General features: G+C 73.4%; 13 protein-coding genes. 4 read left to right on the top strand and 9 right to left on the bottom strand.

Annotated elements, in window-relative coordinates:
• Positions 1-356 precede the first annotated feature (356 nt).
• Entirely contained in the window at positions 357-1,223 is an 867-nt protein-coding gene (locus AC2A1K_RS08875; RefSeq protein ID WP_483895955.1) for an alpha/beta fold hydrolase, read from the top strand.
• 34 nt (positions 1,224-1,257) lie between these two features.
• Here the strand turns inward: AC2A1K_RS08875 and AC2A1K_RS08870 are convergent, their stop codons facing one another.
• Positions 1,258-1,644, bottom strand: a complete 387-nt coding sequence (locus AC2A1K_RS08870) for a hypothetical protein (RefSeq protein ID WP_483895954.1) — start codon at positions 1,642-1,644, stop codon at positions 1,258-1,260.
• A 54-nt stretch (positions 1,645-1,698) separates the two neighbouring features.
• Entirely contained in the window at positions 1,699-1,911 is a 213-nt protein-coding gene (locus tag AC2A1K_RS08865) for a hypothetical protein (protein ID WP_483895953.1), read from the bottom strand.
• A 372-nt stretch (positions 1,912-2,283) separates the two neighbouring features.
• Between AC2A1K_RS08865 and AC2A1K_RS08860 the strand changes: the two genes are divergently transcribed.
• A complete protein-coding gene (locus tag AC2A1K_RS08860; RefSeq protein WP_483895952.1) occupies positions 2,284-3,099 on the top strand; it encodes a methyltransferase domain-containing protein in 816 nt (271 codons plus the stop codon).
• A 237-nt stretch (positions 3,100-3,336) separates the two neighbouring features.
• Here AC2A1K_RS08860 and AC2A1K_RS08855 read toward each other — a convergent pair whose 3' ends face one another.
• The 7 genes from AC2A1K_RS08855 to AC2A1K_RS08825 all read right to left on the bottom strand — a co-directional run bounded on the left by AC2A1K_RS08855 (position 3,337) and on the right by AC2A1K_RS08825 (position 11,064).
• Positions 3,337-3,561 carry a hypothetical protein gene (locus AC2A1K_RS08855; protein ID WP_483895951.1) on the bottom strand — a complete coding sequence of 75 codons (225 nt, stop codon included), beginning with the start codon at positions 3,559-3,561 and terminating at the stop codon, positions 3,337-3,339.
• Positions 3,562-3,777: 216 nt separating this feature from the next.
• Entirely contained in the window at positions 3,778-4,062 is a 285-nt protein-coding gene (locus AC2A1K_RS08850; protein WP_483895950.1) for a hypothetical protein, read from the bottom strand.
• Entirely contained in the window at positions 4,059-5,471 is a 1,413-nt protein-coding gene (locus tag AC2A1K_RS08845) for an APC family permease (protein ID WP_483895949.1), read from the bottom strand. Before AC2A1K_RS08845 ends, AC2A1K_RS08850 begins: the two co-directional genes overlap by 4 nt.
• Positions 5,468-5,971: a hypothetical protein gene (locus AC2A1K_RS08840; RefSeq protein WP_483895948.1), complete on the bottom strand. Its 504-nt coding sequence runs from the start codon at positions 5,969-5,971 to the stop codon at positions 5,468-5,470. Before AC2A1K_RS08840 ends, AC2A1K_RS08845 begins: the two co-directional genes overlap by 4 nt.
• Positions 5,968-9,414, bottom strand: a complete 3,447-nt coding sequence (gene lysS / locus AC2A1K_RS08835; RefSeq protein ID WP_483895947.1) for a lysine--tRNA ligase — start codon at positions 9,412-9,414, stop codon at positions 5,968-5,970. Before lysS ends, AC2A1K_RS08840 begins: the two co-directional genes overlap by 4 nt.
• Before the next feature lies 1 nt (position 9,415).
• On the bottom strand, positions 9,416-10,180 hold the full coding sequence (locus AC2A1K_RS08830) for a hypothetical protein (RefSeq protein ID WP_483895946.1): 765 nt from the start codon (positions 10,178-10,180) through the stop codon (positions 9,416-9,418).
• On the bottom strand, positions 10,177-11,064 hold the full coding sequence (locus tag AC2A1K_RS08825) for a DMT family transporter (RefSeq protein ID WP_483895945.1): 888 nt from the start codon (positions 11,062-11,064) through the stop codon (positions 10,177-10,179). The genes AC2A1K_RS08830 and AC2A1K_RS08825 overlap by 4 nt, the downstream gene beginning before the upstream one ends.
• A gap of 187 nt (positions 11,065-11,251) precedes the next feature.
• Here AC2A1K_RS08825 and AC2A1K_RS08820 point away from each other — a divergent pair, with 187 nt between their 5' ends.
• Both AC2A1K_RS08820 and AC2A1K_RS08815 read left to right on the top strand, forming a co-directional pair.
• Positions 11,252-11,905: a hypothetical protein gene (locus AC2A1K_RS08820; protein ID WP_483895944.1), complete on the top strand. Its 654-nt coding sequence runs from the start codon at positions 11,252-11,254 to the stop codon at positions 11,903-11,905.
• 87 nt (positions 11,906-11,992) lie between these two features.
• Positions 11,993-12,883, top strand: coding sequence for a class I SAM-dependent methyltransferase (locus AC2A1K_RS08815; RefSeq protein WP_483895943.1), 891 nt, complete (start codon positions 11,993-11,995; stop codon positions 12,881-12,883).
• The last annotated feature ends 86 nt before the right edge of the window (positions 12,884-12,969 follow it).

Raw genomic sequence — 12,969 nt, 5'->3', positions numbered from 1 at the left:
ACACCTGGCGAGGTGACCACCAGGTTCGGTGGTCGCGGTACGGCTCAGGTCCGTCGGTGGTGTGCTGTCACGGCACTCCGTGGTCGTCGGCGCCCAGCGCCCGCTGGCACCCCGCCGGGAGCCGGCACGGATGGACCCGCCGCGGGTACGGCGGCAACGGGTTCAGGAGCCCGATGGGGCCGAGACCCGCTGCTCGCGCACCGGACCATGCGGACGCGCGCTCGTGACCCGATGATCATCAACGACCACCATCGCAAGTCGGCGACAGCACGCGACGTGACGACCGGGCGCTGCTGGGTGGCCCCGCGCCCTGCAGCCGTGCTCCTGTCCAGGACGACAGAAGGGATGGTGCCCTCGTGAGCACCTTCGCCACCCCCGAGCTGGAGGCCGCGTTCTTGCGGGCCTACGACGCCGTGATGGCGCACTGGCCCGTGCCCTTCGAGACCACCGACCTCGCCGGCCGGTACGGCACGACCCGGGTGACCACGGCCGGGCCCGATGCGGCCCCCTCGCTGGTGCTGCTCCACGGGTACGGCGGCACGTCGGCGTGCTGGTACCCGGCCGTGGGGCCGATGGCCGAGCAGTATCGCGTCCGGGCGGTGGACGTCATCGGCGAGCCGGGCCGCAGCCGCCACGACGGGGCGCCTCTGGACAGCATGGACGATCTCGTGTCCTGGCTGGCCGAGACTCTGGACCTCCTCGAACTGCCTGCTACGGATCTGTGCGGACAATCTCTGGGCGGTCACCTCGCGCTGCGGTTCGCTCTCGCCCATCCCGAGCGGGTGCGGCGGCTGGTCCTGCTCGACCCGCCCCTCACCTTCGCCGGGTTCCGACCCGCGTTCGAGACGTTCGGTCGCAACCGCGACCCGCACCCGAGCTTCGACGACGCCCGCGCGATGTACGCCGGAGGTCCCCCCGGCACCGGACCGGCACACCTGGAGGCCTACTTCGACCTGCTCGCCCACGGAGCCGCGCACTTCCCGTCGTCGCCGATCGTGAATCCCTCTCTCCCGGACCCGCTACCGCACCTACCGGTCCCGACCCTGGTCGTCCTGGCCGGCGAGAGCGAAGTGCACGACCCGGACATCGCTGCGCAGGCCGCTCGGCGCGCCGGTGCGCACGTGATGATCCAGCCCGGTGTGGGACACAGCCTCCTGGCCGACATCGCCCCGGTCCGCGATGCCCTCCTCGATCATCTCCAGAGAGATGACGCACCAACCTGAGGGGCGCCGGCGGACGTCCTGAGGACGAGCGCGGTCAGGGCGAGATGGAGCACGAGCTTGACCGCCACCCACGTCGAGGCGGCGTCGTCCAACGCTGGAAACAGGTCCTCGGCACCCTCGACGAGCGACGCCCCCGGCGGGACCCCGTCGGGCTGATCAACCCCGGCAGCAGCGCCACCACCAACGCCAGGACGCCGCTGATCATCATCGCGGTCAGGACCGTGGCGACGGTCACCGTCCCAGGTCCGCCTGCCGAGGACGCCACGTCATCCCCGCTCAGCAGCACCCCCGCAACCAGCACGAACACGATCACCGGCACCAGAACTCGCTGGCCACGCAGCAGATCGACCAACAGACAGACCATCGTCGAGGCCAGCCGGCGCTCGCTCACCGCGACGCTTCCGTCCTCGGGCCAGCGCACCGAGCGCACTGAGCACCCCACGGCCAGCGCCGCGGCCAAACCACCCGTCCGCCGTCACCGGCTCCGACCAGACACGAGCTTCTCGTCCCTGGCACCCCACGCCGCGGACCGGGGGCAGACCGCCACCAGCTCCTGCGCCGTCGCCGGGCAGCGCACGACGACCGCGACCGTTCCGCGCACGTCACCTGCAGCGACGACGTCGACGGGCCCGGTGACGGCTTCGCCGTCGTCGACCGGCACGAGACGGCCACGGTCGAGGCGTTGCACCACCGCGGAGCCCAACGCACGCCCACGGCCGCGGTGATCGGCAAGCAGCATTCCGGCCTCACGCGAAGCCACCTCCAACCCGACAACGCACCGGCCGCCGCGTCGTCGAGCGCGGCCGAGGGCTCGTCGAGCACCGACAGCCGCGACGACGCCGGGAACTGAGCCGACAGGAACCCGACCACGCTCGACCGGCCGCGCACCAGCCCCCTCGACGGAGCCGAGCACGGCGCCGCGATCCGCGATGCTCCGCGGACGTTCACCGCTGCGCACCGGGACCCGTTGGCCGGGTCTCGCCGGACCACGAGCCCCGGATTCCGGACCGGATGGCGGGCGAGCACACCACGGGTTCCGTGTGCCATCCATGGTCACTGCGTGACGTCGAGCGCGAACACCGAACTGCACGGCTCGTTCTCCACCCCGTCGACGGCGCCGATCGAGGACCGTGTGGAATTCCTGCGCGCCGTGGACCGGCTTCCGGGGCTCGTGCCGGTCCGCGCGGCACTGCGACGTGGTGGATCGCCTCCAGCGGAAGGCACACTGGTCGACGTCGGCTGTGGCCTCGGATTGGAAACCGCCCGCCTCGCCATCGATCACCCCGCCGCCACGGTGATCGGGGTAGATCACGATCCCGCCATGGTGGCCGCCGCTCGTGAGAACGCTCCGGAGCGGCCGAACCTGCGGTGGCGGGACGGTGACGTCGCTACCAATGTCCTGCCTCCGAGTTCGGTGGACGTCGCGCGTACAGAGCGGGTCCTCATGTACGTCGCGTCGCTGGAAGAGGCGGTCACCTCGCTGCGGTCCATCCTGAAGGTGGGGGGCCGATACGTGGGGTTCGAGCTGGATTACGGCGCCACCATCCTGCCGACGGCCGGCCTGGAACCCGCGGACATCAGGCACCTGAGCGCCCGCATGCAGGACGCGCTCCCACAGCCGTGGGCGGGACGGCGGCTACCCGAAGTCCTCGCCGCACGCGGCATGACCGTGACCAATGTCGAACCGTTCTCTTTCGTCGTCGACGCGCCGGTCTGGTCCCGCATCGTCGGCGACACCCTTCGCTGCTCCCATGGGAACTACCCCCCGCTGGGCCCCACCGGCTCCGCGCTCGAGAGCTGGCTCGCGGCGATCGATGCTCACGCTCCGTTCCGCGCCGTGTTCACCGGCCTATGCGTTGCCGCAAGGAAGGCGTGAACGCGGTGCGCCGATAACCGTGGTCGCCCTGGCCAGGCCCAGAGAACGCCGAATGCGGTACATCTACCCCGTCAAGGAGTCCGCGGCGTCGATGACGACCGGAGGCTTGCCGCTCGTCGGCCTTCTCGCCGGCGGACGGCACCGCACTGCGCTCCAGGAGCACCATAGCGGTCCGAGCGGTCTGCACTTCCGACTTCGGCCTCGAGCTGCTGGGGAACCGCAAGCCCGACCACACCTTCAGGAGCTGAGCTCTCCTGTCCGACACGAGAGCCGCTCCAGCAGGCCCGCTTCAGCCAGCTCGGTCGCTAGGGGGCAGCTCGGGACCGCGGGGCCCGCGCCGAGGCGCCCGGCGATCCAGGGCAGGGAGTCGGGGAACGCCTGGGAGAACAGCGCGAACGTGTGCCCGCCGCCGGGGACGACGACCTCGCACGTCGCGATCCCCGCCCGCCGCGCCGCGGGCACGACCGCGGCGAGGGCCGCGGACGGCTCGGGGTCGGCTCGGGGTCGGCGTCGCCCACCTCGAACCAGCCGCCGGGCCGGTCGTACCGGCGCCCGGCGAGCAGCGCCGAGGGCTCGTGGGCGAGGAAGGCCTCCTGCGAACCGCCGAAGAGCTGGGCGACCGTGGAGGCGGTGTCGGCGTTCGTGTCGCCGGCGCGGGGGCCCGCGAGCCCGGCGTCGTCACCGAACGTCGCGAAGAGATCCGGGTGGCGCAGGGCGAGCATGAGCGAGCAGGACCCGCCCGATCGTGGCGTCGACGTCGGGCATGACGAGGATCGGCGCGGTGCCGCCGTGCCCGGCGGCGAACTCGTCGGCGCTCGCCCCGGCCCGGCCGCCGTCCAGCCAGTCCTGCGGTGTGCCCGGCGTGCCGTGCAGGCCGACGACCACGAACAGCGCGATGACCGCGCCGGCGCCGAGGAACGCGTCGGTCGTGATGTCGATCTCGCCGAGGGAGCCGACGGTCACGCCGGCACCGGGGCCTCGTCGTCACGGCGCCGGTGGGCCATCGCCGCGAACACGAACGGCGGGGCGGAGAGCACCACCACCGCGACGGCGAGCAGGCTGACGTACGTGAGCGTGCTGCCCGTGGCGAGCTGGCCCGGCGGCACGAACCCGAGCACGAAGGCGACGAGGCACCCGAGCAGGCCGATCCCGCCGACGAGATAGACGCCCGGCAGCCCGCCGGGGATCTTGTACGGCCGTGGCGCGTCCGGCCGGAGGTGCCGCAGGCGCACCACGGCCGCGAACATCAGCGTGTACATGATGATCACGATCTGGGCGGTGACCGCGGAGAGCATCCAGTACGAGGTGCTGACGCTGGGCACGAGCAGGAACAGCAGCGTGAAGACCGTGCCCGCCGCACCCTGGATGAGCAGCAGCGCGACCGGCACGCCGTGGGCGTTGAGCCGCCCGAGCCGCGGCGGCACCGAGCCCTGCGCGGCCACCGCCGCGACGCCGTTGGCGGGCCCGAGGATCCACGGCGCGAGGTGGGCGATGCCGCCGAAGGCGACGACCAGCGCCAGCGGGGCGACGACCCAGCCGAGGCCGAGGCGGTCGAGCACGCGGGAGAACAGCTCCATCGTCCCGGAGACCAGGCTGATCTCGCTCGCGGGCACGACCATCGCGAGGAAGAGCGAGCCCAGCACCGAGAACACGACGACCACCCCGACGCACAGGGCGATCGCGCGGGGCACGGTGCGCCCCGGGTCGCGGGTGTCGCGGGCGTGGAAGCCCGCCATCTCCATGCCGGTGAACAGCAGGATGATCCCGCCCAGGAAGGCCAGGTTGTTCAGCTCCACGTCGGGCACGAGCGCGCCGGCCGAGAACGGGATCTCGGTCGGGTTGCCCTGCGCCAGGTACGCGGCGGCGAGCACGACGACGCCGATCGCCGGCACGATCGAGCCGGCCACCGTGCCCACCGAGCCGATCCAGGACGACGCGCCGACCCCGCGCAGGCTCACGATCGTCGTCGCCCAGAAGAAGGCGAGCATGACCACGACGAGGAAGACCTTGTCCGTCGCGAGCGAGGGGTCGAGCGCGTACGCGAGGCTCGCCGCCATGAACGACAGCACGGTGGGGAACCAGGCGACGTTCTCGGCGTAGTCGCACCAGACCGCGAGGAAGCCGGCGCGCTCGCCGAAGGCCTCCTTGACCCAGGCGTACACCCCGCCGTCGCGCGGCCACCCGGTGCCGAGCTCGGCGGCGACCATGGCGATGGGCACGAGGAACACGACGATCGAGAGCGCGAACAGCGCCAGCATCGACCAGCCGTTCTCGGCCATGACGGGCAGGTTGCGGACGCTGACGATCGCCGCGATGTTGATCATTGCGAGGGCCAGCACGCCCAGGCCGACCGCACGGGGCTTGACGTTCACGCGGCGCCTTTCGCGAGCAGCATCGCGTCGATCCGGTCGGCGACGACGTCGTCCGCGCCGCCCTGGACGACCACGATCAGGTCGCCGTACGTGCGCACGGTCGACGAGGCCCGCGGGCGCCCGACCCCGGAGAGGCTGCGCGCCGCCGCGTCGCGGTCGGCGTCGTCGGCGAAGGCGTCGGCCTGCACGGTCGCGGTCTCGCCGTCGCGGCACCGCACCGCGACGACCAGCGTGCGGGCGGCGACGGCGTCGGTGGCCCGCGGGTCGGGCAGGTCGGTGCGCGAGCAGACGACCAGCCCCGCGGAGGTGATGTCGCCCTGCAGCGCGTCGAGCGCCCCCGTGCCCCGCGGGCCCTGCGGAGGCTTCTTCCCGCTCGCCTCCGCGAGGACCACGACCGTCACCACGACCGCCAGCGTCATCGCGACGAGCACCACGACGAGGACGACGTCGCCGAACCCGTTGCCCCGCGTCCGCCGGGGGTGGCGCTCGATGACGCTCATGCCGCGGTCGCGGTGGGTGCCTCACCGGACGGGGACGGCGCGCCACCCACGGCGGCCGGCACGAACATCGGCCCGAGCCCCGGCACGGCCAGGAACCCCTCGGCGCCCGCGTAGAGCAGGCCGACGCGCGGTAGGTCGGCGGGGCTGCGGTAGGCGAGCACCCGGGGCAGCCACTGCGGCCCGAACTTCTCGTTGAAGTCGTGCAGCGACCGGACCTGGAAGAACGGGTTCAGCACGCCCACCGCGCGGCGCGCGAGCTTCTGCGTGGCCGTGAACGGCACGTCCTCGGCGAACAGGCGCCCCCACATCGCGAAGTTCATCGACAGCCGCGTGACACCCCGCTCCGCCAGCGCCAGGGCGCTCTTCGCGATGAGGAACTCGGTCATGCCGTTGGGCGCGCCGGGGTCGTGGCGCATGAGGTCGAGCGTGTAGCCGAACGTCGTGTTGGTGGCCGGTCCGCCGTAGGCCGGCACGAGCCGCAGGAAGCCGCCCGGCACGCCGTCGGCGTCGAGCGCGACGCAGAGCAGGAAGTCGCTGTTCGCCGCCGAGCCGGTGATGTCCTGCGACAGCGACATCGTGAACCCGCGCTCCGGGTTCTTCCCGCGCCACTTCTCCGAGATCGCGTTGAGCGCGGCCACCAGCTTCGGCGACGCCGCCGACTCGGCGATCAGCTGGAACCGGTGGGTGCGCTCGACCCGGCGCACCGCGGCGCGCACGCTCTTGCGCTCGCGGCCCTCCAGTGTGAACGACGGGCAGTCGATGATCGCCTCGTCGCCCAGGTAGAACGACCGGAACCCGCGCGAAGCGAGCAGGCCGCCCTCGCGGGTGTCCTCCTCGCGCGCGGCGAGGAACGCCGGGGTCCAGGCGCGCTGGGCGCACATCGCGAGGAACTCGTCGACGACGCCGGGCAGCGAGGCCTCCTCGCCGATCGGGTCGCCCGCCGCGAGCGCGTAGCCGCCGAGATAGGTGTACGCGACCATCGCCCGGCCGTCGGAGCCGAAGAAGAAGCTCTTGTCGTCGCGCAGGGCGAATGCCGCGAGGGTGTCCCAGCCGTAGGTGTGCACCAGCGTCTCGGCGCGGGTCCAGTCGTCGCGGGTGTGCGGGTCGCGCGCCGTGAGCGGCCGGAACAGCAGCACCAGGAACACGACGAGCCCGACGACGCCGAGCGCGAGCAGCGCGGCCGGGAAGGTCTCGGCGAACACCCGGCGGTCGAAGGTGTAGGGCCCGTCGAGCCCGACCAGCCCGGCGACGATCGTCTCGAGGCCACCGGTGAACGTCAGCTCGGGCGTCATCCGCCCGCTCTGCAGGCCCAGCGACACGAACCCGAACGCCAGCACGCAGGCGAGGTAGATCGGCACGAACCGCACCAGCCGCAGCAACGACGGCGGGTCGGCGGGTGCCCGGAACTGCCCGCGGGCGACGACGAGCAGCACCAGCAGCGCGACGCTGATCGCCAGCCCCACCTGGTGCGGGCCCTTGAGCAGGTGGGCGAGCACCGCGAGTGCCGAGAGCACGACCGCGACTCGCCAGGCCGTGCGCTTGCGCTTGGCGAGCTGGTCGGCGAGCAGGACCAGCAGCAGCCCGATCGCGGCCGAGAGCACGTGCCCGGTGACCGCGAACCACGGCGGGACGAGGTCGAGGTTGACCCGGTCGCCGAGGCGCTCGTGGACGATCGGCACGTGCACCAGCAGGTGCAGCAGGCCGGCGAGCGCGGTGAGCCCGGCGATCAGCGTGACCACCCACGGCCGCTTCGGAGGGCCCTGGTCGGGTGCCGCCGAGGCCACCGCGGCCGGGGTCGACGGGGTCGGGGGCGCGAGCGCCGCGGCCGGCATCGGCGTCGGCGGGAGCACCGGGCGGTGGGCGCCGCCGGGGCCGCCCCCGGGCGGCGGGGCGAACTCGGGGCGCAGGGTCGGGAAGAGGATGACCTCGCGGATCGAGTCGACGCTGGCCAGCAGCATCACGAGCCGATCGATGCCGATGCCGAGCCCGCCGGTGGGCGGCAGGCCGTACTCGAGAGCGCGGACGTAGTCGAGGTCGATGTCGCCGGCCTCGGGGTCGCCGTTCCGCTTGGCCTGCGCCTCCTCCTCGAACGCCGCCATCTGCTCGACGGGATCGTTCTGCTCGGAGTAGGCGTTGCACAGCTCGAAGCCGGCGACGATCAGCTCGAAGCGCTCGCTGTACGCCGGGTCCTCGCGGTGGGCACGCGCCAGCGGCGACACCTCGCGCGGGTAGTCGAGGCAGAAGACGGGGCCGACCACGTCGTGCTGGACGCGCTCGTCGTAGACCTCCTTCATCAGGCGGCCCGCGCCCCAGCCCTGCTCCCACGCGATGCCGAGGCCGTCGAGGATCCGGCGGGCCTCGGGCAGCGGCATCTCGGGGTGCATCACCGCACCGGTCTTCTCGGTGATCATGTCGGCGAAGCGCCGGCGCGGCCACGGCGGGCGGAGGTCGATCTCCTGGCCCTGATAGCGCACCGTGAGGTCGCCGGAGAGGGCGGCGTGCGCGGCCGCGACGACCATGCCCTCGGTCAGATCCATCATGTCGTGGTAGTCGGCGAAGGCCTGATAGGCCTCGAGCATCGTGAACTCGGGGTTGTGCCGGGTGTCGACACCCTCGTTGCGGAACACCCGCCCGAGCTCGAAGACACGCTCCATCCCGCCGACGATGAGCCGCTTGAGGTGCAGCTCGAGCGCGATGCGCAGGTACATGTCGAGGTCGAGCGCGTTGTGGTGCGTGACGAACGGCCGCGCCGACGCCCCGCCCTGGATGCTCTGCAGCACCGGGCCCTCGACCTCGGTGAAGCCCTGCTTGGCGAGGTGGTTCCGGATGGCGCGCACCGCGGCGTGACGGATGCGGAAGATCTCACGGGTGCGCTCGTTGACCTGCAGGTCGGCGTAGCGCTGGCGGTAGCGCGTCTCGACGTCGGCGAGGCCGCCGTGTGGACCGTGCCCGCCGGCCGGCGGGCGCCGCGCCTTCGCCAGCAGGGCGCACTCCTCGACGCGGATCGAGAGCTCGCCGCGTTTCGTCGTCATCACCCGGCCCCGCACGCCGACCCAGTCGCCGCGGTCGAGGTCGTCGATCGCGACGTGGGCGTCGTGCCCGACCACCGCGGTGTCGACGAAGAGCTGGATGGCGCCGCTGCGGTCGCGCAGCGTGCCGAAGCTCAGCCCGCCCTGGCGCCGCAGGCCGGTGAGACGCCCGGCGACCCACACCTCCTCGTCGGTGACGGTGTCCGGCGCGAGGTCGGGGTGGGCGGCGCGGATGTCGGCGAGAGCCGTGTTCCTCCCCCTGCCCACCGGCCAGCGGTAGGGCTCGGTCTCCCCCGCCGCGCGTCGGACGGCGAGCTTGGCCGCGCGGATGTCCTGCTGGCCGAGGTGCACGCCGTGGTCGTCGGGCAGATCCGGGGTCTCGGCGTCCGTGTGGGCGTCCGTGTGGGCGTCCATGTCAGCGTGCTCCCTCCTGCTCCCTCGTCTCGACCGCCGGCGGCGACACGTCCGGTCCGTCCGGGTTCGGCCGCCCCGCGACCGCGTCCACCACGGCGTCCCACCGCCGCCGCTCGCGCTCGGGGAAGCGCCTGCGGCTGCGCGCGGCCTTCGTCGATCCCTCGGGGTAGCGCCAGCGCGCCCAGGGCGAGGTCGGGCGGGCCAGCCGCACGGCGCCGACCAACGCGACGACGGGCACGAGCAGCCCGAGCAGGCCGAGCAGCGGGCGGCCCTTGAACAGGGCGATCACGGCGATCAGGCCGTTGACGACGGTGGTCGCGACGAAGGCCACGACGCCGTCGTTCGTGGTCGAGTCGAACGGGTTGGCACCGACGACGAGAAGAGCCATGAGCGCGCCGACGATCAGGACGGCGTCGACCGAGACGCGGCCCTCGCGCGCCCAGTAGACGTCCGAGAGGTGCAGCCAGAGCGCGAACTCGTCGAGGGTCAGCGCGGCGCCCGCCCCGAACGCCGCCGCGAGCACGTAGAGCCACGGAGGGTCGGGCTGATAGGTGAACTCGCCGACCCCGGCCAGCAGCATGAGGAAGATGCCCCACACCAGGTGGTGCAGGTGGACCCCACCCACCGCCTGGTCGCGGAACGGGCCCTTCCCGGCGCGGATGAGGCGCACGATCACGCGCGTGGCGAGGAAGACGACGACGAACGACCCGAGCATCCACGCCGCGGCGGCGCGGGCCTCGATGTCGAGCGACAGCTGGAAGGTCACGGCGTCGCCACCTCGCGATCCGCGGGGTCCGGTGTCGGCGCGGCCGCGGCCGACGAGCGGGAGAGGGCCGCGGTCGCCGCGACCATGAGCACCACGAGCACGCCGATGAGGACCCACTCGAGGCCGTCGGCGCGGACCTGCTCGCCGAGCACGACGACGCCGAGCACCGCGGCGATCACCGGCTCGCCGACGGTGACCGCGGGCAGCGACGCCGCGAGCGGGCCGGCGCCGAAGGCCGCCTGCTGCAGCAGCGTGCCGCCGAGGACGACGACGACCAGCGCCCAGGTCTCCCAGGAGGTGAGCAGCTCGACCACCCCGTCGCCGAGCGCGTCGACGACCGACTTGGTCAGCGCCGCGACCAGGCCGTAGGCGAGCCCGGTGGCCACGGCGAGCAGCGCCGCGCGACGCGGTCCGCGCCGGCGGCCGGCGAGCAGCACGCACCCGGCGAGGGCGACCGCCAGCACCACGAGCGAGGGGAGCCAGGTGTCGAACGGCGCGCGGTCGGCGCCCGCGGTCGGCTCCCCGACGACGACGAACAGGGCCAGCGCCGCGACGAGCACGAGGGCCCACCGCACCTCGCTGCGCCCGATGCGCCGACCGGTCAGGCGCGCCTCGAGCGGGAGCGCGAACAGCACGGTGGTGACGAGCAGCGGCTGGACCAGCAGCAACGCTCCGACGCCGAGCGCCGCGGCCTGGACGACGAACCCCCCGGTGTCGCCGACCGTGCCGGCCCACCAGCGCGGGGAGCGCACCAGGCGCAGGATCAGCCGCCCGCCGCGGGCCTCGTCGTCGGGGACGTCCGCCGCGGCGCCGCGCTGGGCCACGGAGGCGATCGCGAAGAGCAGGGCGGCCAGGATCGCGAGCGCGCCCGCAAGGAGCGTCACCTCACCCTCCATTCGGCCGCCGTCACTGAGACAGTGCAGCACCGTTCGGGCACGCAAAGCGACAGGATCTTCGCGGCGTCACCCTATCGGTGGATCAGACGACCATCGTGCTGTCGTCGGCGTGACATGACGTGGCCCGGTCATCGGCCGACCGGCCGATGGTGTCGTGTTTGCGAGGATGTGTCCGATGCGCGTTCTGCCGGCGGTCGCCGCCACCACCCTGCCGGCCCTCGCCCTGGCGGTGCTCGGCAGCTCCCACCCGGCAGTGCTGACCCCGGAGTCGGCGCCCTGGTGGCGCGACCTGCACGTCATCGGGCTGGTGCTCTTCCCGCTGCTCGCGCTCGGCCCGTGGGCGGTGGTGCACGCCGCGCGGCCGGCCGGCCCGCTCGGCCGAGTGCTCGAGGGCCTCGCCGTCGTGCTCGGCCTCGTCTACGCGGCCTTCTACGGCGCGCTCGACGCCCTCGCCGGCATCGGCGGCGGCCACGAGACGATGCGCGTCGGCCCGGGCCCCTGGGTCGCGGCGCTGTTCGAGATCGCCGACGCGCTCGGCATCCGCGGCGCGTACGCCTACCTCGCCGCGACGGTGCTCGCCGCCGTGCTCGCCCTCGTCGCGGCGCCCGGGGTGTGGCGCCTGCTGGCCGGGGTGGGCGCGCTGTTCGCGGTCGTCGGCGCCTGGTCGTTCCTGACCAGTCACATCTACTGGCCCTTCGGCGTCGCCACGATGGTCATGCTCGGGATCGGGCACACCGCGATGGCCGTCGCGGCGATCCGGCGCGGGCCCCCGACCGCTCGCGGTGCGCCGGACGGCGTGGCGACCCAGGGCTCCGCTACGCGGCAGTAGCTGGATCGGGTGACCCCTCGTCGGCCCCTGCCGACCGGTCCTCGATCCTCCCTCGACGCGATCCGGCGGGTCCGATTCCATGGCGGGGTGTTCTCCCGTCTCGCCCGCCTGCGCCACGACCTGAACGTCCGACTGGTCGGTGCCGTCGAACGCGGCGTCACGACCGTCGTCGAGCACCGGGTCTTGCCGCGACTGGAGGCGCTCGAGGCGCGGGTGCGCGACCAGCGCGCCGAGCTCGACGCCGCGCGCAGCGAGATCGGGGCGCTGCGCCACGACCTGGTGCAGCGGGAGATCCGCGACCGCCGCGACATGCTCGCCGCCGGGGAGCGCGAGGCCGTCGACAGCAGCGCGCGCTTCGTCCGCGAGGCGATGCCCGGCGCGCGCACCCTGCCGAACCCGCTCGCGACCCTCGCGCACGCCCTCGAGCTCGCGCCCCGCCGCGGCGGACTCGCCCTGGAGTTCGGTGTCTACTCGGGCACCACCCTGCGGGCGATCGCCGCGGCGCGCGGCGACGGCCGGGTGTTCGGCTTCGACTCGTTCCAGGGCCTGCCCGAGGACTGGCGGGCCGGGTTCGCCGCCGGGACGTTCGACGACGTCGAGCCGCCGGACGTCCCCGGTGCCGAGCTCGTCGTCGGCTGGTTCGCCGACACGCTGCCGGCGTTCCTCGCCGAGCACCCGGATCCGGTCGACCTCCTGCACCTCGACGCCGACCTCTACTCGTCGACGGCCACCGTGCTCGAGCACGTCGGTCCCCGCCTGCGCCCGGGCTCCGTCGTCGTGTTCGACGAGTACCTCAACCATGCGGGATGGGAGGACGGCGAGCACCGCGCCTGGACGGAGTACGTGGCCGCGACCGGCGTCGACTTCCGGTACGAGGCCTTCACCCACGACCACGAGCAGGTCGTCGTCGTCATCACCTCGACGCCGTCGCCGGTGACGCCCGCGCAGCGGTCGGCGTCGCCGGGCATCGCCCACTGACCGGCGCCCACTGACCGGCGCCCACTGACCGGCGCCCACTGACCGGCGCCCACTGACCGGCGCCCACTGACCGGCGGGTCGTCGCG

The sequence above is a fragment of the Actinomycetospora sp. 2LY8.5 genome, assembly GCF_057180585.1.
Note: the sequence above shows the minus strand (reverse complement) of the source record. Positions and strands in the feature narration are given on the sequence as shown.